The sequence below is a fragment of the Exiguobacterium sp. HSB13 genome (assembly GCF_056764755.1).
Window position 1 is genome coordinate 1,244,050 of sequence record NZ_JBUZOM010000001.1, and the last position, 23,062, is coordinate 1,267,111.

The window sequence follows — 23,062 nt, forward strand, 5'->3', positions numbered from 1 at the left end:
ACGTCGCACCTGATGTTTTATATATTAAACTGTTCAGCTATCGTTGCGACAGCATGTTCAGCCTGAATCGTTTTCCCATACTCCGCCATGACGAGTGGACTTTTCGGGCTTGGTTCACCGTATTCAGACAAAATCGTCGTCACCGTCTGCTCGAGCGACTCGTTCATTCGTTCTTGGAAATAGAGATAATAGCTTCCCTCGAAGAAGTAGAGGCTACCACCTGTCTCTGTAAGAGGCATATGTCGCAATAATCCATGACTCGCTTGAATGACGTCTTCGAGCGAATGTAGAGCATATAAGACGTGATGGACGATATCGACTGTCATGCGGATTTCGACTTGATCGAACTCCTCATTCATCTCTTCTGGCAACTCTCCTTCACGACGTACATCAACGAGCATCCCGTCATTCGGAAAGAATGTGACGAAAAATTCAAGTGTTCCTGCTGCTTGAAAACCAAAATTCGATTCGGCTTCTTCTAATAGATTACGCAATAAAGCTTGTCCCTTCCCGACAGCTAACGTTTCTGGTCGGACGTCGTGAAGCGATAACTCCTGCTTAGTGATGAAGACACGAAGGTGTCCTTGTTTCATTTGTTCAAACCTCATAATAGACTCCTCCAGTCAAAACCGGAAACACAGATGTCTCCGTTCGTTATGAACCATACTATACACCAGTTGTCGGAGTGAGTCGACTTAACCAACTTTTCCAAGATTGATCGTCTGCACCAAGTAAATGTGGACCATAGCGTTCCGGCAGTTGATCGACCGCATAACCACCAAGACCAATCTCAAGATCCGGAAAATCATTCATCAAACGCGCTAGCGCTTCATCGAGCAACGGTAAATGATCGGATAACGTGCAGGAAAGAATAACGGCTTTCGGTTGCAGCTGATGCGTAACCGTCACCAAGTCCTGAACCGGTATACCGGAACCGAGGAAAATGACATCAAATCCAGATTGTCGTAAATAAAGTGTAAAGAAAAGTAGTCCGAGTTCGTGTTCTTCTTCCGGCGCACAAACACAGACGATTCGTGGTAAGAACGGATTGATCGGCATCTGTAACGACAATGTCGAAAGACGAGCTCTCAGAAATGCCGTCGCAAAATGCTCATGCGCAATCGTAATCTCACCCGACTCCCACTTCACTCCAATCTCATGCAAAAGTGGACCGACGATGTCCTGAATGACTTTATCGAAGCTAAACATCGAAAATGCTTTATTCATAATATCATGCGCGTGACGCTCTTCGAAGTTCGTCAATGCCCGGAATAATTGATCTCGCAGTTCGACTCCGTAATCGTGCGGTACTTCAGCCCGATTGACCGGCATTTCATACAACTGGATTGCTTTAGAGACAGACAATCCCTCTTTTTGTTTATCGACGATCCATCGCAATTTCGCGACATCGTTATCACTATAGATGCGATGTCCGGATTCACTTCGATCCGGATCAAGCACCTGATATCTCCGCTCCCAAGCACGAATGGTCGTCGGGTTGAGTCCCACTAACGCAGCGACTGCTTTGATATTATATTTCCCACGATCCATGCATCGTGCCTCCTTCCCCTTCCTTTCTAGTATACGCTGAAAGGAAAAAAATCTCCGTTCACAATGTGCCCTTACATCATGAAACCAATGGAGACGAAGGCGATGATGATCGTGATCATGAGCACCGTCAGCGTGATGGCTAACGGATTTTTTCGAAATGGTTGTTTTAATCGCTCGTTTCGAACGTGTTCGATACGCGAAGAACGCGGTGGCAGTGACTGACCCTCTTCGTTCTGATGCAACCGTCGCTGATCTTGTTTACTCAATGTTCATCACCTTTTCTTGAAAAATATAAGGATATTGTCTAGTTTACACCGAATCTGGTGATGAAAAAAAGACTTGTTCTAAACGCAATTTCCAATCTACCGGTTGATGCGTCCTTCTCTGCAATGGATTTTCCCACTCAATCGTTCCACATATATCACAACAACGTGGTTGTACGATTGCCTGCTCATCAAAATGATGCAACAACATCGAACGGCGACATTCGTTCCGGTGAACGTAGTCCATCATCTGGTTGATCTCTTGTCGTTTTAATTGTTTACGTTCCGTTTGCCACTGGATGATTCGTTCCTTCGACCACCCATTTTCGAGTTGTGATTTGAGTAACCGGTATGCCGGATCTTCCGGGTTAAAACGAAAACGACTTTCCATCTTGGCATAGGATTCGCCTTGATTCATCCCTTGTCGCAATTGATCGATCCACAAGACGGGTGCATATTGCGTGTCGATCAAGTACCTCTGTAATTGTTCATCTTGAGCAGCGTAGAGTAAGATTGCGGTCGCCTCTTTACCGTCACGTCCGGCACGTCCGACTTCCTGCATATAGGCTTCGATCGTCGCAGGCATCGTATAATGAATGACCGTACGCACGTTGCCTTTATCGACACCCATTCCGAACGCACTCGTACACACGAGACAATCAATCTCATCATGAAGAAACTGTTGTTGGACAAGCTGGCGATCTTCTATCGTCAACCCAGCATGATAATAGGTCGCGCCGTCAATGATTCCAGCAATTCGTTCCGCTTCTTTACGGGTCGTCGTATAGATGACGCATGGGCGAACGATGCGTTCCATCCACCGATCAACTGCCGCATCTTTTTCTTCTCGATCAACGCGATCGACAACATATTGGATTTCTGGTCGGTTGACAGAACGACGGATGATTTGTGGTTCGCGCATACGCAGTTGTGTTCGAATATCTTGCTCAACAGCAGGAGTCGCTGTTGCGGTTAAGGCGAGACATGGTGGAAGGCCTAGTTCTTGTCGAATTTGACCGAGTCTTGCGTACTCCGGTCGAAATTCGTGTCCCCATTGTGAGATACAATGCGCTTCATCGACGACGAAGAGAGCAATATTGACCTGTTTTAGCCGAGCCCGAATCTGTGGTAGCGCGAGTTGTTCCGGCGATAAGTAAAGATATCGTAGATGTTCGAGTACAGATAAGATCTGCTCTTTCTCTTCTCGTGTCTCGACTGATGTTAATTTAGCGACAGATCGCTCTCCTCTGCGCTTGATTTGCATGACCTGATCTTCAATCAACGAGAGTAACGGAGACAAAATCAACGTCAGTCCTTCATTTTGTACATAAGAAGGAAATTGATAACAGACAGATTTTCCTCCGCCTGTCGGCAAAATCGCTAATGTATCTGTTCCGTCTAGGATGGAATCGATGATTTGGCGTTGTCCAGGTCGAAATGCTTCGTATCCAAAATGACGATGCAATAACGCTTCCATTACATTCCCTCCCATTTACTACGTGCTAACACCAATCGAATTTGAAAATAAGATATATCGGATTGCATCTCACTCTTGATCCGCTTCAGCGCGTAAGTTCCGAGTCGCTGTGCAATCTGTTGTACCTCTTCTTGCTGAGATGGCGTGACAAAATGATTCAGCGGAAAAGAAGGAGCATACATCGCGATCTCAACAAGATGATCTTCCATCGTACTATTTTTTAGCCGCCTTCGAATCGCAACCTCTTCAACGGTTAGTCCCTGTTGCAACAACTCCCATGTCGTTTGAGCAGACTGCGTCATTTTTGATGTGTGTAGATCCATTCCTATTTGCTTGAGGAGTGGTGAGTTTTCCAAGTCATCGATGCACTTTCGCCAAGCGATCATAAATTCGTATTGGACAGTCTCCACATCCGTTTTCATCATTTGAGCTAATTGCGGATAAGACCATCCTGCTTGTACGCCAGACAAGCGGTAACTTATCAATGTCGCATCTCGTTCTGACAAGCGGTCAAGGAGAAATATCAACTCTTGATACATATCATGTAACCATTCTGCTCGATTCGAGATGGTCGGAAGAACACTTTTTACCCATTCACGGACGATAGTTTCCTGTTGTACAGGAATGAACGGCTGTTTTGCTTCCAAGCAAATTATCGTTTGAACCAAAAGGCTGAGTCGTTTCCACATCATCTCAGCATATCCACGAAGTTCACCACCTAGTTGATCAATGATCGCACGATCCGTTTGATTTACAAGTCGTGTGCCTTCGTGCGTCAGTCGCAATGTCTCTTGCCGCTCAATCCAATTCTTCTGAGCGAGTTCAGTCAGAATTGTTTCGAATCGTTGTTTACTGACTAATACAGTACCGAATACCGACTCTAAATCATAAAAATGAGCATCTTGCAGAGAAGTTGCTGACTTCTTCCCTTGAAAAACATGATAAAGACTCCGGTCAGATCGTTCATTTCGAAGGCGCTCAATCGATTCCAAGAAAATACGCTCGAGTAAAGAAATTTCCATATGTCACACTCCCCCCTGTTGTATGTCGTTTCCAAATCAAAGATGATATGCTATTCCTGTTTCATCGTTACGTTTTAGAGCGGTCGTTTGCGGGCATGTGATGATATATACATTTTCTGCTGTCACTTATGCTTCGTCATTGAAATGCAACGATGAGTCCGATACAATGACATATAGATGAGAACAGCGTGTTTCAATAATGTTTTCGTATAGAGAGGAGACCGTTCAATGGCTAAATTTACGATTGTCGACAAAGATACTTGCATCGCTTGTGGTGCTTGTGGAGCAGCGGCACCAGATATCTATGATTATGATGATGAGGGTTTGGCGTATGTCATTCTTGATGATAACAATGGTACTGCCGAAATTCCAGAAGCATTATTCGACGATATGATTGATGCATTCGAAGGCTGCCCGACGGATTCAATCAAAGTAGCAGATGAATCGTTCGAGGGCGATGCGTTAAAATTCGAATAAGTGAATAAAAAAAGATGTTTCCTCGCGAAGCATCTTTTTTTATTGGACTTTTTCTCATTCAATCGATCGATCATCTAAAAAACCGGATGTCACCAATTGGCAACATCCGGTCTATGATTAGTAAATATTTAGCGTTTTCCTTTGATGTACGGTACACCGACAGCTTTTGGTGCATCCGCACGACCAACGACACCAGCAAGTGCTAAGATCGTCAATAAATACGGCGCAATCAAGAGATACACTTGTGGAATTTGATCCAGTAACGGCAATTGCTGACCGATGATCGAAATCGCTTGAGCGAACCCGAAGAAGAGGGCTGCCCCCATGGCACCGAGTGGGTTCCATTTCCCGAAAATCATCGCTGCAATCGCGAGGAAGCCTTGACCGAGAATCGTCGTCACACTGAAGTTCAATGAAATCGACGTCGCGTAGACAGCACCAGCAAGACCACCGAAACCACCAGAGATCATGACGCCAATGAAACGCATCTTCGTGACGTTGATTCCCATCGTGTCCGCTGCCATCGGGTGTTCTCCGACGGAACGTAAGCGAAGACCGAATGGTGTCTTGAAGATGATATACCATGCGACGAAGGCAAGAACGATCGCGATATACGATGTGTAGTAGACGTTTGCGAAGAACATCTTCAAGACCGGAATATCAGACAAGAATGGTACATTCTCTTTTGAGATTCGGTTTGGAATCGAATCTGTCTGCCCTTTACTGTAAAGCGCACGGACGAGGAAGATCGCAAGACCTACTGCAAGCAAGTTAATCGCTACTCCAAGAACCGTTTGATCTGCCCGGAAGAGGATTGCTGGAATCGCAAGGAACAGTGAGAAGACCGCTCCAACGACGATCGCAATGAGCATCGCAAGCCACGGACTCGCAGCACCCAAACCCATTTTTGATAGAGTCAATGCCGTGACGACACCCGTGAAGGCACCCATGACCATTAAACCTTCTAACGCAATGTTGACGACGCCAGAACGCTCACTGAAAATGCCGCCAAGTGCTGCAATGATCAACGGAGCCGAATAGGCGAGTGCGATTGGCACGATGATATAAAGTACTTCAAGAAAGCCCATTATTGACCGGCTCCTTTCGCTTTTTTAGATTCTTTCTTAACTGTGAACTTCTCGATGACGAGACGAATCGCGTAACCCGAAGCCACGAAGATGATGATGAATGCGATGATGATTTTGATCAGTTCAGGCGGAATACCGATCTGTTGCATCGACAGACCACCGATGTTAAGTCCCGCAAACAGTAACGCCGCGAGAACGACACCGATCGGGTTATTCGCACCTAACAAGGCGACCGCGATTCCGTCGAATCCTACCCCAGTGAAGGAGGCATTCAATGTCATGTTTTGGAACGTTCCAAGACCCTCCATCGCTCCAGCGAGACCTGCAAACACACCTGAGATAACGAACGATAGGATGATGTTTCGGTTAACGCCCATACCTGCATACTCTGCAGCATTTTTGTTGAATCCAACTGCTCGGAGTTCATAACCAAGCGTTGTTTTCCACAAAATGAACCAGAAGACGAGGGCGGCGATGACTGCGATGAAAATCCCGTTATGCAAACGCGAAAAATCCGTGATCTCTTGTAAGAACGGTGACGCAAGGGATGCTGATTCCTTGACTGACTCCGTCCGCTCGTTCGTAATACCGATGACGTGACGTAAAATATCGTTCGTCACATACAATGCGATGTAGTTCATCATGATTGACGTGATGACTTCATGCACGTGGAACTTCGCTTTTAAGATACCAGGAATCGAAGCCCAAAGTGCACCTGCTAAACCTGCTCCAATTAGAGCAAGCGGTAAATGAATCGCCATTGGTAGATCAAATTCGATCCCGATCCAAACTGCGACCATCCACCCGACGAGAACCTGACCTTCAACCCCGATGTTAAAGAGTCCAGTTCGGAAAGCAAACGCGACAGCAAGACCGGCAAAGATCAACGGAGCTGCTGCTCGCAATGTTTCACCGATGCTGTATGGTTCGCCAAAAATACCATAGAATAACTGATCAAAACCGGCAATCGGATCATACCCGCCGATGACCATGACGATCGCCCCGACGACCATTCCAAGGATGATGGAAAGAATCGGAATGAGGATGCCGTAAAAACGCTCTAACTTCATGAATGACCTACCTCCTCTTTCTTACCGCCGGCCATCAAGAAGCCAAGCTCGATCTCATTCGTTTCTTTTGGATCCAAGAAGGCAACTGTTTTTCCTTCATAAAGAACGGCAATCCGGTCTGATACTTGAAGAATTTCTTCGAGTTCGAATGAAATCAACAAGACAGCGCGACCTTTTTCGCGTTCAAGAACCAACTGTTCATGAATGAACTCAATTGCTCCGACATCAAGACCACGTGTCGGTTGCGCTGCAATCAATAGGTCTGGTGAACGATCGACTTCACGCGCGATGATCGCTTTCTGTTGGTTACCACCTGACAAGGCACGAGCAAACGTCTCTGGACTTGGAGTTCGGACGTCGAACTTCTCGATGAGCGTTTTCGCTTTTTCCATGACTTGTTTATAGTTCATGATGCCTGCTTTTGAATATGGTTGTTTGTAGTAGGTTTGTAAGACCATGTTATGTCCGATTGAATAATCGAGGACAAGTCCATGTTTATGACGGTCTTGCGGAATGTGACCGACACCTGATTCCGTTACTTTACGTGGCTTCAAGTTTTTGATTGATTTATTGTTGAGGAAGATTTCGCCACTATCCGCTTTACGAAGACCAGTGATGGCTTCAATCAATTCTGTTTGCCCGTTCCCGTCGATTCCGGCAATACCGACGATCTCTCCGGCACGAATGTCGAGATTTAATCCATCGACGGCTTTGATGCCGCGACTGTCCTTGACGACTAAGTCCTTGATGTCGAGAACGAGTTCTTGTGGAGTTGCCTTGGAATACTCCGCATTAAAGTTGACTTCACGACCTACCATCATTTCAGCAAGACGTGACTGTGTCATCGTCTCATCGATATCGACTGTACCGATATATTTACCACGGCGAATCGTCGTACAGCGATCAGCTACTTCCATGATTTCTTTCAGTTTATGCGTGATGAGGATGATTGACTTTCCTTCAGCGATCAAGCGATTCATGATTTGAATCAGTTCCTTGATCTCTTGCGGTGTCAAGACAGCAGATGGTTCATCAAAGATCAAAATGTCTGCACCACGGTACAACGTCTTCAAGATTTCAACACGTTGCTGCATTCCGACTGAGATATCCTCGATTTTTGCATCAGGATCAACAGCAAGACCATACTGTTCAGAAATCTGGCGTACCTTCTCACGTGCAGTTGCACGGTCAATCTTAATTCCGGCACGTGGCTCTGCACCTAAAATGATGTTTTCAGTAACAGTGAAATTTTGAACGAGCATGAAGTGTTGATGCACCATCCCGATTCCAAGATCGTTCGCGACGTTCGGACTCGTAATATTGACTTTTTCACCACGTACACGAATTTCTCCAGCCTCAGGCTGATACAAACCAAATAAGACGTTCATCAGCGTCGATTTTCCGGCACCGTTTTCACCAAGTAAAGCGTGAATCTCACCTTTCCGAAGCTGGAGCGTGATATTATCATTTGCGACGAAACTGCCAAACTCTTTTCTAATGTTCAGCATCTCAATGACGTATTCCAAGAAAATCCACTCCCATGTTTAGTTTAAAAGGGGGAGCCGCAATGCTAGCGACCCCCGCTTTCATTATTATTTCAGTGACGCTTCGTATTCTTTGTACTCGTCGTCTGTCGCTGGGACTTTAACGTCGCCATCGATGATTTGTTTTTTGTACTCTTCGACTTTGTCGAGCGCTTCTTTCGAAACGTTGTCTTTCGAAGGTGCGATATCAACACCGCCGTCTTTTAGACCGAACTCAACAACTTTACCTGCTGGGAAGTTGCCGTCTTTCGTATCTTTAGCGACTTGCTCAACAGCTGTATCAACACGTTTGACCATTGACGTCAATGTGACGTTTTCTGGCATTCCTTCTTCGACTTGGTCACGGTCTACACCGATGACCCAAACATCTTCACCGTTTTTCTTACGGTTTTTCGCTTCAGTGAATACCCCTTGTCCTGTACCACCAGCTGCGTGATAGATGACGTCGACTTTTTTACCATACATACCTGAAGCGATTGCTTGTCCTTTTTCAGCAGCATTGAAGTCTTCTGCATATTGAACTTCGATGTCAGCGTCTGGGTTAACTGCTTTAACACCTGCTTTGAATCCACTTTCGAACTTCTTGATCAAGTCAGAGTTAACGCCGCCGACGAATCCGACTTTATCTGATTTCGTCGTCAAACCAGCAACAACACCAACGAGGAATGATCCTTCGTTTTCTTTGAAGACGATTGACGCGACGTTAGGCTTGTCAACGACCATGTCGACGAGTGCAAAGTTGCTCTTTTTGAACTGATCCGCTACTTTACCGATATCTTCACCCATCAAGAATCCGATACCGAGGATCAAGTCATATTTAGCACGAGCTAATTGCTGAAGGTTTGGTTGATAATCCGATTGTTTTGCAGATTGAAGATATTTGTAGCCAGTACCTTCTTTTAAGTCGTTTTCTTTTCCGAACTTTTGGATACCTTCCCAAGCAGATTGGTTGAATGATTTATCATCAACACCGCCTGTATCTGTAACCATACCTACTTTAAAGCCTTCTGATTTGCTGCCGCTACCTGAATCTTTCGAATCGTCGTTGCCACCACATGCTGCAAGGACCGAACTCATTGCTAAACCTGTTGCTGCTAATGCGAGAAGTGACTTCTTTTTCATCTGGAAAAATCCCCTTTCGAATATGGTCATACAAAGTTCAAGACTACGTCTAGCACCCGAGGCTGGCGATGAGGAGCGTTACGTAGGTTTTGACGGAAAGCGCTTTCAGTATTCATCCTAAAACAATGGCTCACACACGTTTACGGATGACGTGGAAATCAAACTTATCTGCTCGGAAATAGTTCGCTGAAAAAAGAACGGAACGGTCGAGCTCATCATAATGCGTTTGACGCAATGCGAGCAAAGGTTGGTCCGTATGTAATTGTTCAGCGATTTTCGGATCAATGCGTGGCTCGATGTGCGTCACAGCATGTGTGACACGTCGTCCGAGTTCTTTTTCTAGAGCATCAAACAATGATGTCGAAGAGGTGAACTGCTCTTCATTTTTAATATAATGGCTAGGAATCTTATCGACGCAATAGACGACAGGAACATCTCCTGCGAGTCGGATTCGTTCGATTCGATAAACCAATTCATCCGGACCAAGTTGAAAACGTTCTCGGTCGCGCTCAGTCGGTTGGACCATCTCGGATGATAACACTTCTGATGTCGGAACCATACCTGCGCGCGCAATCATTTCTGTTACGCTGTACAATTCTTCGATTCCAGAAGTAAACGGTGGTCTTGCATTGATAAACGTACCGACACCGTGTTTACGGATGACGATGTTCTCATCTTCAAGAATTCGTAATGCCTCTCGAAGAGTAGCTCGACTGACGCCAAGTTGCTTTGAAAGTTCAAACTCTGAAGGGAGCTTCTCGCCTTCCTTATAAACGCCGTCATCGATGTCAGACTTGATCTTTTCAATCACACGTAAATAAAGCAAACGATGATCTAATTTAATCGACATGACGCATCTCCATCCTCTATCTAGTTGTAACCAGTGCTCAGACTTCTGACGTATGAGAACTCCAGCCAAGATAAGTATATGACGCCCAACACAATCCTGCAATCATTTTGTAACAGGTTAGAAGTCTGACTTCTGGCGCTTTTGTAACCCTTTTCATAACGCAATCAATAATGGAAGAAAATAGGGCATTCTACCTAAGAATGCCCCTTCTTTTTTCAACGCTTATTGCTCAGGTACTTCGATTTTCCCAGAAACGACATCTGCTTTTGCTTTCTCAAGCGCAGTCAACGTCTTCTTCGAAATCTTTTCAGATGGTACGATATCAACGCCGTCTTCTTTCAGACCATAGCGAATCGTTTTGCCACCCTCGAGTTTACCGTCCTTCGCCGCGTTTGCTGTATCTTCGACTGCACGGTCGACACGTTTGATAACAGAAGTCATCGTAACATCTTCCGGCATACCCTCTTCTTTTTGGTCTCGGTCGACACCGATGACTGAAACATTTTCACCGTTTTTCTTACGGTTCTTCGCCTCTGTGAAGACACCATTTCCTGTACCACCTGCTGCTGGGAAGATGATATCTGCTCCTTTACCATACATTCCAGCTGCGATCGCTTGACCTTTTTCTGGAGCTGCGAAGTCTTCCGCATATTGGACATCGATTTTAATCTTCGGATTGACGGATTTAGCTCCGGCTTCGAAACCAGCGCGGAAACGCTCGATGACGTCCATCTTCATCCCACCAACGAAACCGATATGATCTTTTTTCGTCTCCATTGCAGCAATGATCCCTGCAAGATATGCTCCTTCATTTTCCTTGAATGTGATCGACGTGACGTTCTTTCCTTCAACAACGTTGTCGATGATTGCAAATTGTGTGTCTTTGAATTGATCAGCAACTGTTTTAATATCTTCATTAAACGTGTTACCAATTCCGAAAACTAAATCTTCTCCCCCACGAGCGAGACGCGATAGATTCGGTTGATAATCTTGTTGCGATTTAGATTGTAGATAAGAGAACCCTTCATTCTTTTGAAGTTTGTTGTCTTTACCGTATGCTTGCAGACCTTCCCAAGCGGATTGGTTGAACGATTTATCATCGATACCACCCTTATCGGCTACCATCGCAACAGAGAATTGATCTTTTTGATCGGCTTTCTCACCTGAACCACCACAAGCAGCAAGACCAACCGTCGCTACTGACATCATCGATACGATTACCTGTTTCTTCTTCATTTCATCCATCTCCTCTGCAATTATGAGAGCGCTTTCATTATCTATTTGTGAAAAAGTCGCCCCCAGCCCTCGTGTTGAAGGTCGGTCACTCATATGACTGAGTATGCCAAAAACATTACTGAAAATCAACAGACGTCTGACAACTATTTTCATGAAAGCGATTTTATTTTTGATGCATACATTAAATTTTCCAATCATTTCTATTTATACAAAATCATCATCTCTTTTTTCATATGTCTTTTCTTTTTTCGAGATACCAAGACTTCTCTATACATTTTTCTAGAAAAGAAAAGGAAGCCCCGGAATATTCCACGACTTCCTTTCTACTCGATTAACGTCCCATGACGCGACGGGGTTTAGATCCTTCAGATGGACCAATTAGACCGTTTTCTTCTAACGCATCAATAAGACGGGCAGCTCGGTTGTAACCGATGCGGTACTTTCGTTGAATCATCGACGTTGATGCTGTCTCTTGTGTCAGAATGAACTGGACGACCTCATCGTAAAGTGGATCGTCGACCTCTGTTTCGCCCTCTGGTACATCTTTTGGAATCATCGCTTCAACATACTGTGCCTTTTGCTGACTGATGACATGATTGACGACCTTCTCAACTTCTTCGTCCGATAAAAAGGCACCTTGTACACGGACCGGTTTGTTCATGCCGTTACCAAGTAACAACATATCTCCTCGTCCAAGCAATTTATCGGCGCCTCCCGTATCAAGAATCGTCCGCGAGTCGGTCGCGCTCGATACACTGAATGCGATGCGCGACGGGATATTCGCTTTGATGACACCGGTGATGATATCAACACTCGGACGCTGCGTCGCGATGACCATATGAATTCCTGCTGCTCGCGCCATTTGTGCAAGTCGCATGATCGCATCTTCGACTTCGTTTGACGCAACCATCATCAAGTCAGCTAACTCATCGACGATGACGACGATGTACGGTAATCGTTGATGCACTTTTTCCTCAGCATTCATCTTATCGATCAATGCATTATAGCCTTCGATGTTACGCGCTCCGTTTTGACTAAAGATCTCATAACGGCGTTCCATTTCTGAGACGACCTGTTTTAACGCCTGCGCTGCTTTTTTCGGATCAGTGACGACCGGTGCTAAGAGATGCGGAATGCCGTTGTAGACGTTCAATTCGACCATTTTCGGGTCAATCATCATTAAGCGGACTTCATCCGGTCGTGCACGCATCAATATCGAGACGATCATTCCGTTGATACAGACCGATTTACCGGAACCGGTCGACCCGGCAACTAAGACGTGTGGCATCTTATTCAACTTCGCTGTCACCGTCTCACCAGAAATACTTCGACCGAGCGCGACGAGTAAACGATCACTATCCGATTGAACACTCTCCGCTCCTAGCACTTCTCGAAGGGAGACCATCGCGACTTCACGGTTCGGCACTTCGATCCCGACAGCCGCTTTACCTGGAATCGGTGCTTCGATCCGGATATCTTTTGCGGCTAACGCTAACGCTAAGTCATCAGCCAGTCCCGTGATTCGACTCAGCTTGATTCCTTGTTTTGGTTCAATCTCGTACTTCGTAACACTTGGTCCGAGATGAATCTTTAAGACTTTTGCTCCAATCCCGAACGACTTTAAGGTCGCGATTAATTTCGTTGCATTGTCCTTCAGTCGTTTGTTCTCACCGGACAAATCTTTTGATGTCGGTTCTGCCAACAAATCAAGCGACGGCAATTGATATCCGTCTGGTGTCTCTGTCATCGTCAACGGCCCTTGTGTCTCCGCTGCTTGCGGTTCAACATGATCCGTGAAACCAATAATCGGAACATCTTGAATGTTAACGGAAGGATCTTCTGCTTCCTGTTCCGTTTCGATTGGTTCCTCGACAGTTGCTGGTCGCAACGTCTTTGGTTTTTTCTCACGCACCGGTTTCGGTTTTAACTCTTTTTCAACATGAGGACGTGATGTCCGTTCACGATTGCGAAATTCTTCGATACGTTCTCGAAGCCCAAGCCACAGCTCACCATAAAATGAGGGGCGCAGTATATGAACGGCCGTTCCGATAAAGAACAGACCAATCAAGAAGGCACCCGCGCTCGAAATATAATATGCTGCGTTTTGATAGAGCCATCCGTTTAAGATACCGCGAGGTGCACCGAGTATTAAATCGATCCAGACGACTGCGCCAATCAATAGCAACGACCATGCCCATTTCTGAGCACGTGACGCATTCGATAGTAACAAGAGCAGTACGGCACCAATTCCTCCGTATAATAAGGAACCGAACTGACCGATTAAGTGCTCTCCTCCATCAGCTAGCGTCAGTCCGACTTTACCAAACTCTCCGAAAGCGAGAACAAAGGCAAGCAGTGAGACGATCGCGATGATGGTCGCGTATGTACGATACGCAATCGGCTGACGTTGTTTCTTCGCTGCCGGTCGTTTCCGTGGCGGCGTTTTTTTTCGTACGGGTTTTCGTTTCGTCGTCGCCATACGTCATCCCTCCTGATAAAAAAGCGGCTCAGTGGACCAGGTATTGGTCAATCTGAGCCGCTCGTTTGTTAAATCTCCATGATGATCGGAAGAATCATCGGGCGGCGTTTCGTCTGTTCATAGAGATAAGCACTCAGTTTATCTCGAATCAACGACTTCATCTCCGTCCAATCCAATTCTCCATTTAATTTACCTTGTAGTTGTTTCGCAACGATTCGGTTCGCTTCGTTGATCATATCTTCTGATTCACGCATGTAGACGAATCCGCGAGAGATGATTTCCGGTCCTGAGACGATCGTCTTGTTTTTCCGACTGATCGTAATGACACAAAGGACGACACCGTCTTGCGATAACAAGCGACGATCACGAAGAACGATGTTTCCAACATCACCCACACCGATTCCGTCGATCAAGACGTTCCCAGCGTTCACTTTGCGTGACATCCGTGCTTTACGCTTCTCGAACTCAACGACATCCCCATTCTCGATGATGAAGATGTTGTTCGCATTGACGCCAACCGTCTGTGCGAGACGACTGTGTGCCTTTTGCATCCGGAATTCTCCGTGAATCGGTAGGAAGAATTTTGGTTTGATCAAGTTGAGCATCAGCTTCAGATCTTCCGCATGACCGTGACCGGACACGTGTACTTTCCTTTGGTTGTAAATGACATTTGCACCAGCACGGAACAAGAGATCGATCGTTTTCGAAACCGATTTTTCGTTACCTGGAATCGGCGAAGCCGCAACGACAACCGTATCGTTCAAGCGAATATTGACTTGCTTATGTGCGTTACGCGCCATTCGTGTCAAGGCTGCCATCGGCTCACCTTGCGATCCTGTCGTCAAGATGACGACTTGGTTATCGTCGAGGCGGTTGATGTCAGATAGATCAATCAATGTTTTCTGTTTGAAGCGTAAGTAATTCAAACGCTGTGCCACTTCGACGTTATTGACCATGCTACGACCAACGACCGCTACTTTTCGATTGTTCGCTTCTGCTGCTGCAAATACTTGTTGTAGACGATGGATGTTTGAAGCGAATGAAGCAACGATGACACGACCTGGTGCCTCATAGATGACGTCGTTCAGTTCAGAACCGACGATTGATTCTGATCCAGACATCCCTGGTCGCTCTGCATTCGTTGAGTCAGACAGTAAACAAAGTACTCCCCGTTGACCAATTGCTGCAATTTTCCCGAAGTCTGCCTGTTTTCCATCGACCGGTGTGTAATCGAACTTGAAATCCCCCGTATGGACGATGGCACCTTGAGACGTTTGAATACAAACCCCGACTGCATCCGGAATCGAATGGTTGACCCGGAAGAACGTAATGAAATGACCTGCAACGGTTAATTTCGTCTTGGCATCAATTGGACGAAGATCTGCCTTTTTCAATAAACCGGCTTCTTTTAACTTGTGTTCAATCAAACCGAGCGTCAAACGTGTTCCGTAAACCGGTACCTTCAAGTCACGCAAGACGTAACTGAGTGCCCCGATATGGTCCTCGTGACCATGGGTAATGAAAATCCCCTGAATCCGCTCTTTGTTTTCTTTTAAATAACTGATGTCTGGAATGACTTTATCAATTCCAAGCATCTCGTCTCCTGGGAACATTAACCCGGCATCGATGACGAAGATGTCCTCGTCGAGTTCGACGACGTACATGTTCTTCCCGATCTCACCGGCGCCACCAAGAGCAAAGACGCTTACTTTTTCCGTCTTCTTCTTTGACACGACATGACCTCCTATAATTCATATTCACTTTTCGTGAGCCGTCCACTTATCACTATCACTATTCTAGCCGAATTTTCACAATCTGCCAACAACCGGACTAGGAAATCTAAAAAAAACGTCATTCCTGCCACATTACTCCAGGAATGACGTTGATCACGTATTCAACAAGTCTTCGACTTCTTCCGTTCGTTTTGCTTTTTCCGAACGGCTTGGACGTTCACCAGCCTTCAGTTCGTCGAGCGAATACCCGAACGTCATCTCAAAATGAGGATAGTCGACGAATCGTTTCCAATCCCCTCCCCATTCGAAACCGAGTGCTTTTCCGATATCAGCGACTTCACGCCAATCACTTTTTCCAGACCGATTCCCATCATACTCAAGATCATACGAAATCTGTCCATTTACGAGCTGAACGAAATCGACGGCGAGTCCATAATTGTGCATCGATTCACCACCACGAGCATTCGTGACGACTTCACCTGCCTTAGAACGTCCTTGTTCATAAAGCGCATTCTGTTGCTGAATCGAGCGGTATCCTTGCGTAATCTTGATATCGATATTGTAGCAAGAATGCGCCACACGGATCAGGTCCTTTGCCCCTGCCTCGACAGCTGGGTGGAGACGCTTCAGGTTTGGCTCACTTGCATTGATTAAGCGATCTTCTCCCGCTACGTCTCGTGGACAACTATCAATCCCGAGCTCCGGTTGATCCATTAAAATCGTCGGCATCCGGTTCATGGATGCCGCAAGAAACAATCCAATCGCAAACATCGTCAATAAAAATACGATCCAACCGAAGATTGTTCCCCGTTTCATCAGCGGCGAAGCTTCTTCCGAAGTTTTTGTAGAATCGGTAAACCAGTCTCAAGCAACAGATAGAGCGGACGATTGAGTACATAATCAAACTCACCGATTTTTTCAATCATCCGGCTGCCCCACCCAGATTTAAAGGCATAGAGTCCCGCGTAATGATCATCCGGATCGGTCGAACCACTGACTCCACCGAAGTCATATGAGAGCGCACCCTGTTCTTTCGCATATTGCATCATCGTCCATTGCATCAAGTGGTTCGGCATGAATTCCCGGTACTCGTTTGATGAAGCGCCATATAAGTAATACGAGCGGCGACCAGCAAGCGTCAAAAGACCACCAGACAGGATGACACCGTTTGGATGTTTGGCAGCAATCGTCATCAGTTCCGTTTTCGACTTCTCTGCTTTTTCGATTTGTGCTGTCGTCTGCTCCAAGCGATTGTTTAAGCTTTTCAACTTCTTCTCGACCGTCTCTTTCTCAAGCTGACGATGAATCTTCGAGAGTTCCTTATCGGCTTGAAGCAATAAGGCTTCCGTATTCTCAAGAGCACGTACGACATCGAGTTTCGTCAAAAACAAGACCGCATCACCCTTTGGATGGAGATGATCATACAGATTCTCGAAATAATCCAGACCGCGGATCGAGAATCCATCCCGTTCGCCCGTCTCGACCATCAGCTTTGCAAATGTCTTTAGCCCTTCACGATCTGCTTGTTCGCATACGATCCCTTTGCGTTCAGCAAGGCGGACGTTATAGCGGAACTTCGAATGGAAACCGTCAAAGATCTCTTTTTCTGTTCCTTCAAGACTCGTCTCCATCGTAAAGCGTGGTTGCGCGTAGTCAAAACCGCCACCAAATCCGTTATGTTTGAAGCCAAGTCCTTGCATCTCCTGTAACAGACCCGGATATTCTTCCCGTTCGACGTTCGGATCGAATTTAATCGCAATCGCCTTCTGTTGTTTTGCGACACGTATCGCTTCGTCACGGAGAGCGCAAAGTGCGTCCGAATCCGTATAATCGACGACGAAACCACGGGGTGCATAACAAAGCGTGAACGGTAATTTCGGTACTTTCTTGAATAAGAGCAGACCAACTCCGGCAATCTCACCGGAAGTTGTTCCGACCGCGATACGTTCATGTGTCCACCCTGTCGCGCTTTTGACTTCTCCCCATGCCGGAAGCTGGAGCAAGTCGCCTTTTGGGTGTGTTTTTACGAATGTTTCAAATTGATCTATGGTTACAACGATTGGTTGATAAGTCACTTCTGTTCCTCCATTTGCCGTATCATCTCTTTGACGATGACTTCCTCATCGAGAGGGATTTTCTCATCCCCAATGATTTGATATTTTTCATGGCCTTTACCGGCTAAGATGACGATATTATCTGGTCGTGCGAGTCGTGCTGCATAACGCACGGCCTCTTCCCGATCACCGATTTCAACGAACTGATCGTGTGTCATCCCTTTGGCGATGCCGGATGTAATCGACTCATATGCTTCATATCGTGGATCATCCGTCGTGATGACGACGGTGCCTGCGTAGGTCGAAGCGAGTTCGCCCATCTTCGGTCGTTTCGTCACGTCACGGTTTCCACCTGTCCCAATCAGAAAGACGATCTTTTCCTTCGGTACGTCAACGAGTGCTTTCAGACACTGTTCGATGCCGTCAGGAGTATGCGCGTAATCGACATACACGTTATATCCTTCAATCGGCAAGCGTTGCATCCGACCTTTTGCCGGACGGATTGCTGAAATTGCTCCTGCAATCGTCGCTAGATCGTATCCGCAAGACAAGAGGATTCCTGTCGCAAGCAACAGATTGTAGACGTTGAAGCGACCGATGAAATTCGCCGTGACATCGACTTGTTCTTCTTTGTATAGCATCGTGAACGTCGTTTGTTGAAGCGACTGTTCAATCGCTGTTGCTCGGAGATCAGCTGCGTTGTCGATGCCGTACGTCATGACACGAGCACCTGTCATCATCTCATACAGTTCACTCGTCGGATCATCGGCATTCAAGACCGCGACTTTCTCTGTCGACAGCCGTTGACCGAGTTGGGCGAACAATAATCCTTTCGCACGCGCATAGTTCTCAAACGTTTTGTGAAAATCAAGGTGATCATGCGTCAGATTCGTGAATCCTGCAACGTCGTAATCGACACCCGTTACTCGACCCAGCTCTAATCCATGCGAAGAGACCTCCATGATGACATCTTGGACGTCTTCTTCATGCATCTGATGCAGAAAGGCTTGTAACTCGGAGCTTTGTGGGGTCGTATTGCGACTTGGCACGACGCGGTCACCAATCTTAACTTCCACCGTACCGATGATGCCTGTCTTCCGACCGAGGTGCACTAATATATCACGGACGATCGTCGTCGTCGTCGTTTTCCCATTCGTTCCCGTAATACCAATCATCCGCATCTTTTCAGAAGGATAATTATAGAATTTGCCAGCCAACTCGGCAATGGCACGTGATGTACTACGAACAAGAATGACAGGAATCGACACGTCGACCGGCTGTTCCGCAACGATGGCGACCGCTCCTTGTGCTTCCGCCTGTTTAGCATAGTCGTGTCCATCAACAGTATATCCTTTGATGGCGACGAACAATGTTCCCGGTTTAACATCCCGTGAATCGGTCGTAATGGACGTAACGTCCACTTCTACCATTCGTTCGATTTTTTGCGTCTGTATGACTTGAATCAATTCAGCTAAATTCAACGGTATTCCTTCTTTCTCGACATCGTCATTTCATATGTTTCATCTATTCCGTTCTGCTATCATGCTTCCTCTTCTTCGTCTGCCGGAAGAATATAGGCCTTTGCCGGTTCCTCCGAAAAGATGTGCTCAATCAGCTCTTCGATGTCCGATGGACGAATCCGTTCGACATCCGCTAACACTTCTTCAAGTGATGGATGGCGATGCAGATGCAACTCATTTCGGGCATTTCGATTCATATGGCTCGATGTGCCTTCGTTCCCGAGAATCAAAGAACCTTTCAGCTGTTCAATCCCATCTTCGAGTTCCTTCGTCGACAATCCATCTCGCTTTAAGCGATCGATTTCAGCAGCGAGGACCTGTTCGACCTCTTCAACCGATTCCGGTGACGTGCCGACATAGATCGTGAACGTTCCATGATCGTCAAACGTCGTGTAATAGGAAAAGACTGAATAAGCAAGACCGCGTTCCTCTCGAATCGATTGGAACAAGCGACTCGACATCGTCGCACCGAATGCATTATTGAGTAAGGCGAGGGCAGGCAAACGTGGGTCAGCAGAAGGAATCGCACGGAAATTATAACAAATATGAGCCTGCTCCGTATCCTTTTCCTTACGAATCACACCATTTTGTAACCTTGGCTCTATCGTCTCGCGTGTCTTCGATCTTGATTCGAGGATCGACATCCGCTCTTGAATCTGCGCAATCAACTCGTCTGAGACGTTTCCAGCAACGGAAATGACGATTTGATCCGGAGCATACGCTTCTTCGAGATATCGCCCGATCATCGCACGATCAATCCGAAGCACACTCTCTTCCGTTCCAAGAATCGGTCGAGCCATGACATCCTCTCCGTAAGCTGCAACAGCTAATAACTCATGGACGAGATCATCCGGTGTGTCATCGTACATTTTAATCTCTTCAATGACGACCTTTTTCTCTTTTTCCAGTTCATCCGCGTCAAACGTCGATTCGAGGAACATGTCCGCCAATACGTGAAAGGCTTCGCCTGCATGTTCATCTAATGTCTTGACGTAATAACACGTTTGATCCTTACTCGTGAACGCATTAATATTTCCACCAAGTCGATCAAAATAAACCGCAATCTCTTTTGCCGTATGGCGTTTTGTTCCTTTAAACATCATATGCTCGATGAGATGACTGATCCCATGCTCCTCGATTTGTTCCGTCCGACTTCCTGCTTGAATGAAGATTCCGGTTGCGACGCTGCGTGCTTCCGGCATCCGTTCAACGATCAGTCGAACTCCGTTTTCTAATTGTATCCGTTCGATCATAGTAATTCCTCCAAATATAGGAAACAAGGTGGCTCTCGTTGCATTCTCTGCACCGTCGAGCCACCTTGGATTCATTAGTTACGACGTGGTGGACGTTGTCCGTCACGTGGTGGGCGTGAACCCTGATCCCGGCGTGGCGGGCGGTTCTCACGCTCTGTCTTTTTCTTTTCTTCGTATGCGGCACGGTCTTCTTCGCTTAAGCCTTCGACGAGCAGGACTTTATGCGAAGCGTTGACGCGTCCCTTGTCATCGATTTCCGTGACACGGACTTTTAGCTTATCACCAAGTTTGACGACATCTTCCGTTTGACCGACACGGTTAAGTGCGAGTTCCGAAATGTGGACGAGTGCGTCTTTTCCTTTGAACAATTCGACGAATGCACCGAATTTCTCAACACGACGGACTGTTCCGTCGAACTCTTCGCCGACGACGACTTCACGGACGATATCTTCGACCAATTGACGGGCACGATCAATGCCAGCTTGATCCGTCGAAGCGATGAAGACGGTTCCGTCTTGATCGATGTCGATCTTAACGCCTGTCTCATCGATGATACCGTTGATGACTTTACCACCAGGTCCGATGACATCACGGATTTTATCTGGATTGATTTTAAGTGTGACGATTTTTGGTGCGTATTGTGACAATTCGACACGTGGTTCAGCGATGACCGTTTGCATGTGCTCAAGAATGTGCAAACGACCAAGACGTGCTTGTTCGAGTGCTTCTTCTAGGATTTGACGCGTGATTCCGCCAATTTTCATATCCATTTGTAGAGCTGTTACACCTTCGTGAGTTCCAGCGACTTTAAAGTCCATATCGCCGAGATGATCTTCCATCCCTTGGATATCTGTCAAGATCGAGTAATTTTCACCTTCCATGATCAAGCCCATCGCGATACCAGCGACAGGTGCTTTGAGTGGAACACCCGCATCCATCATGGCAAGGATCGAACCACAGATTGAAGCCTGTGATGAAGAACCGTTCGATTCAAGCACTTCTGACACGAGACGGATCGTGTACGGGAAATCAACTTCATTCGGAAGAACTGGTAAGAGTGCGCGTTCTCCGAGTGCCCCGTGACCAATTTCACGACGACCTGGTGCGCGCATCGGACGTGCTTCCCCGACTGAGAATGGCGGGAAGTTGTAGTGGTGCATGAAGCGTTTCTCTTCTTTCAGACCAAGACCATCGATGATTTGAGCGTCCCCTGCAACACCGAGTGTCGCTACAGACAAGACTTGTGTCTGACCGCGTGTGAACAAACCTGAACCGTGTGCACGTGGCAAGAGACCGACTTCTGAATCGAGTGGACGGATCTCAGCAAGACCACGACCATCTGGACGGACTTTGTCTTCTGTGATGAGACGACGGACTTCGTCTTTGACGAACTTGTTGAGCACGCCTGATACTTCTGCCAGTTGTTCTGCTGTGACTGACTCGTCAGCAGCATACAATTCGATGTATTTTGCGATGACTTCGTTGATGGCAACGTCACGCGCTTGTTTTTCTTCGACTTGAACCGCTTGTGTGACTTCTGCCAATGCTTCTGCTTTTAGGCGATTGACGATTGTCTCATCGAAGCTTGATACCGTATATTCGAACTTCTCTTTACCGACTTGTGCGACGATTTCTTCTTGGAACGTGATCATTTCCTTGATGACATCGTGTCCAAGTAAGATCGCTTCAAGCATTGCTTGTTCCGATACTTCCTTCGCACCTGCTTCAACCATGTTGACGGCATGTTTCGTTCCGGCAACTTGAAGGTCGATGTCGCTAACTTCCATTTGCGCTGAAGTCGGGTTCACGACAAATTCTCCGTCGACGCGACCGATCGTCACGCCTGCGATTGGACCATCGAACGGAATATCCGAGATCGAAAGCGCAATCGAAGCCCCGATCATCGCAGCGACTTCTGGTGAATTGTCAGCATCTGACGAAAGAACCGTCGTCGCCACTTGTACGTCGTGACGGAAACCATCCGGGAATAATGGACGGATTGGACGGTCGATCAGACGCGAAGTCAAGATCGCACTCTCTCCAGGACGTCCTTCACGTTTAAGGAATCCACCTGGGATTTTCCCTGCCGCATATAATTTTTCTTCATAGTTCACTGTTAATGGGAAGAAATCTAAGTCCTTCGGTTGTTTTGATGCAACGACCGTAGCAAGAACGGCTGTATCGCCGTAGCGAATCAATGCTGCTCCGTTCGCTTGTTTTGCTAATTGACCGATTTCAATCGTTAATGGACGTCCACCGAGTTCGGTCGAAAACGTCTGTTTTGTTTGTGACATGCACAAATCTCCTCTCACTGCTATCCGTT

The 23,062-nt window shown here is 46.6% G+C and carries 19 protein-coding genes; 1 reads left to right on the plus strand and 18 read right to left on the minus strand.

From position 1 onward, the window contains the following. Window positions 1-17: 17 nt before the first annotated feature. The 5 genes from ACZGCQ_RS06795 to ACZGCQ_RS06815 form a co-directional block, all read right to left on the minus strand. On the minus strand, window positions 18-608 hold the full coding sequence (locus tag ACZGCQ_RS06795) for an adaptor protein MecA (protein ID WP_481265920.1): 591 nt from the start codon (window positions 606-608) through the stop codon (window positions 18-20). Between the two features lie 58 nt (window positions 609-666). After that, the gene (locus tag ACZGCQ_RS06800) at window positions 667-1,551 is read right to left on the minus strand and encodes a MerR family transcriptional regulator (RefSeq protein WP_481265921.1); all 885 of its coding nucleotides are present in this window, start codon (window positions 1,549-1,551) and stop codon (window positions 667-669) included. A 71-nt stretch (window positions 1,552-1,622) separates the two neighbouring features. Beyond that, window positions 1,623-1,817 carry a hypothetical protein gene (locus tag ACZGCQ_RS06805; protein WP_152995552.1) on the minus strand — a complete coding sequence of 65 codons (195 nt, stop codon included), beginning with the start codon at window positions 1,815-1,817 and terminating at the stop codon, window positions 1,623-1,625. Window positions 1,818-1,860: 43 nt separating this feature from the next. Further along, on the minus strand, window positions 1,861-3,291 hold the full coding sequence (locus ACZGCQ_RS06810; protein WP_481265922.1) for a RecQ family ATP-dependent DNA helicase: 1,431 nt from the start codon (window positions 3,289-3,291) through the stop codon (window positions 1,861-1,863). Then, on the minus strand, window positions 3,291-4,313 hold the full coding sequence (locus ACZGCQ_RS06815) for a YpbB family protein (RefSeq protein WP_481265923.1): 1,023 nt from the start codon (window positions 4,311-4,313) through the stop codon (window positions 3,291-3,293). The genes ACZGCQ_RS06810 and ACZGCQ_RS06815 overlap by 1 nt, the downstream gene beginning before the upstream one ends. Window positions 4,314-4,541: 228 nt before the next feature. Here ACZGCQ_RS06815 and ACZGCQ_RS06820 point away from each other — a divergent pair, with 228 nt between their 5' ends. Then, window positions 4,542-4,790 carry a ferredoxin gene (locus ACZGCQ_RS06820; RefSeq protein WP_029342027.1) on the plus strand — a complete coding sequence of 83 codons (249 nt, stop codon included), beginning with the start codon at window positions 4,542-4,544 and terminating at the stop codon, window positions 4,788-4,790. 128 nt (window positions 4,791-4,918) lie between these two features. On the opposite strand, the gene ACZGCQ_RS06825 is transcribed toward ACZGCQ_RS06820, so the two are convergent. The 13 genes from ACZGCQ_RS06825 to pnp all read right to left on the minus strand — a co-directional run bounded on the left by ACZGCQ_RS06825 (window position 4,919) and on the right by pnp (window position 23,033). Beyond that, window positions 4,919-5,878, minus strand: a complete 960-nt coding sequence (locus ACZGCQ_RS06825) for an ABC transporter permease (RefSeq protein WP_023468662.1) — start codon at window positions 5,876-5,878, stop codon at window positions 4,919-4,921. Beyond that, window positions 5,878-6,948, minus strand: coding sequence for an ABC transporter permease (locus tag ACZGCQ_RS06830; RefSeq protein WP_023468663.1), 1,071 nt, complete (start codon window positions 6,946-6,948; stop codon window positions 5,878-5,880). Before ACZGCQ_RS06830 ends, ACZGCQ_RS06825 begins: the two co-directional genes overlap by 1 nt. After that, entirely contained in the window at window positions 6,945-8,474 is a 1,530-nt protein-coding gene (locus ACZGCQ_RS06835; protein ID WP_023468664.1) for an ABC transporter ATP-binding protein, read from the minus strand. The genes ACZGCQ_RS06830 and ACZGCQ_RS06835 overlap by 4 nt, the downstream gene beginning before the upstream one ends. 66 nt (window positions 8,475-8,540) lie before the next feature. Next, window positions 8,541-9,614, minus strand: a complete 1,074-nt coding sequence (locus ACZGCQ_RS06840; RefSeq protein WP_214727235.1) for a BMP family lipoprotein — start codon at window positions 9,612-9,614, stop codon at window positions 8,541-8,543. Between the two features lie 130 nt (window positions 9,615-9,744). After that, window positions 9,745-10,464 (minus strand): GntR family transcriptional regulator, encoded by a 720-nt coding sequence (locus tag ACZGCQ_RS06845; RefSeq protein ID WP_058704877.1) that lies wholly within the window; start codon window positions 10,462-10,464, stop codon window positions 9,745-9,747. A 222-nt stretch (window positions 10,465-10,686) separates the two neighbouring features. Then, window positions 10,687-11,700, minus strand: coding sequence for a BMP family lipoprotein (locus ACZGCQ_RS06850; protein WP_481265924.1), 1,014 nt, complete (start codon window positions 11,698-11,700; stop codon window positions 10,687-10,689). A gap of 331 nt (window positions 11,701-12,031) precedes the next feature. Beyond that, entirely contained in the window at window positions 12,032-14,179 is a 2,148-nt protein-coding gene (locus ACZGCQ_RS06855) for an FtsK/SpoIIIE family DNA translocase (RefSeq protein WP_481265925.1), read from the minus strand. Window positions 14,180-14,247: 68 nt separating this feature from the next. Next, window positions 14,248-15,912 (minus strand): ribonuclease J, encoded by a 1,665-nt coding sequence (locus tag ACZGCQ_RS06860; RefSeq protein ID WP_023468670.1) that lies wholly within the window; start codon window positions 15,910-15,912, stop codon window positions 14,248-14,250. Window positions 15,913-16,065: 153 nt separating this feature from the next. Further along, window positions 16,066-16,728, minus strand: a complete 663-nt coding sequence (locus ACZGCQ_RS06865) for a M15 family metallopeptidase (protein ID WP_029342034.1) — start codon at window positions 16,726-16,728, stop codon at window positions 16,066-16,068. Further along, a complete protein-coding gene (locus ACZGCQ_RS06870; protein ID WP_481265926.1) occupies window positions 16,728-17,987 on the minus strand; it encodes a lipid II:glycine glycyltransferase FemX in 1,260 nt (419 codons plus the stop codon). The genes ACZGCQ_RS06865 and ACZGCQ_RS06870 overlap by 1 nt, the downstream gene beginning before the upstream one ends. After that, window positions 17,984-19,447, minus strand: a complete 1,464-nt coding sequence (locus ACZGCQ_RS06875) for a UDP-N-acetylmuramoyl-L-alanyl-D-glutamate--2,6-diaminopimelate ligase (RefSeq protein ID WP_481265927.1) — start codon at window positions 19,445-19,447, stop codon at window positions 17,984-17,986. Before ACZGCQ_RS06875 ends, ACZGCQ_RS06870 begins: the two co-directional genes overlap by 4 nt. Before the next feature lie 59 nt (window positions 19,448-19,506). Beyond that, entirely contained in the window at window positions 19,507-20,739 is a 1,233-nt protein-coding gene (locus tag ACZGCQ_RS06880; protein ID WP_481265928.1) for a M16 family metallopeptidase, read from the minus strand. Window positions 20,740-20,813: 74 nt separating this feature from the next. Continuing rightward, window positions 20,814-23,033, minus strand: a complete 2,220-nt coding sequence (gene pnp / locus ACZGCQ_RS06885; RefSeq protein WP_481265929.1) for a polyribonucleotide nucleotidyltransferase — start codon at window positions 23,031-23,033, stop codon at window positions 20,814-20,816. Between the last annotated feature and the right edge of the window lie 29 nt (window positions 23,034-23,062).

Coding starts and splice junctions, on each gene's coding strand:
- ACZGCQ_RS06795 (WP_481265920.1), bottom strand. CDS start 608: ATGAGGTTTGAACAAATGAAACAAGGACACCTTCGTGTCTTCATCACT.
- ACZGCQ_RS06800 (WP_481265921.1), bottom strand. CDS start 1,551: ATGGATCGTGGGAAATATAATATCAAAGCAGTCGCTGCGTTAGTGGGA.
- ACZGCQ_RS06810 (WP_481265922.1), bottom strand. CDS start 3,291: ATGGAAGCGTTATTGCATCGTCATTTTGGATACGAAGCATTTCGACCT.
- ACZGCQ_RS06815 (WP_481265923.1), bottom strand. CDS start 4,313: ATGGAAATTTCTTTACTCGAGCGTATTTTCTTGGAATCGATTGAGCGC.
- ACZGCQ_RS06820 (WP_029342027.1), top strand. CDS start 4,542: ATGGCTAAATTTACGATTGTCGACAAAGATACTTGCATCGCTTGTGGT.
- ACZGCQ_RS06825 (WP_023468662.1), bottom strand. CDS start 5,878: ATGGGCTTTCTTGAAGTACTTTATATCATCGTGCCAATCGCACTCGCC.
- ACZGCQ_RS06830 (WP_023468663.1), bottom strand. CDS start 6,948: ATGAAGTTAGAGCGTTTTTACGGCATCCTCATTCCGATTCTTTCCATC.
- ACZGCQ_RS06840 (WP_214727235.1), bottom strand. CDS start 9,614: ATGAAAAAGAAGTCACTTCTCGCATTAGCAGCAACAGGTTTAGCAATG.
- ACZGCQ_RS06845 (WP_058704877.1), bottom strand. CDS start 10,464: ATGTCGATTAAATTAGATCATCGTTTGCTTTATTTACGTGTGATTGAA.
- ACZGCQ_RS06850 (WP_481265924.1), bottom strand. CDS start 11,700: ATGAAGAAGAAACAGGTAATCGTATCGATGATGTCAGTAGCGACGGTT.
- ACZGCQ_RS06855 (WP_481265925.1), bottom strand. CDS start 14,179: ATGGCGACGACGAAACGAAAACCCGTACGAAAAAAAACGCCGCCACGG.
- ACZGCQ_RS06865 (WP_029342034.1), bottom strand. CDS start 16,728: ATGAAACGGGGAACAATCTTCGGTTGGATCGTATTTTTATTGACGATG.
- ACZGCQ_RS06880 (WP_481265928.1), bottom strand. CDS start 20,739: ATGATCGAACGGATACAATTAGAAAACGGAGTTCGACTGATCGTTGAA.
- pnp (WP_481265929.1), bottom strand. CDS start 23,033: ATGTCACAAACAAAACAGACGTTTTCGACCGAACTCGGTGGACGTCCA.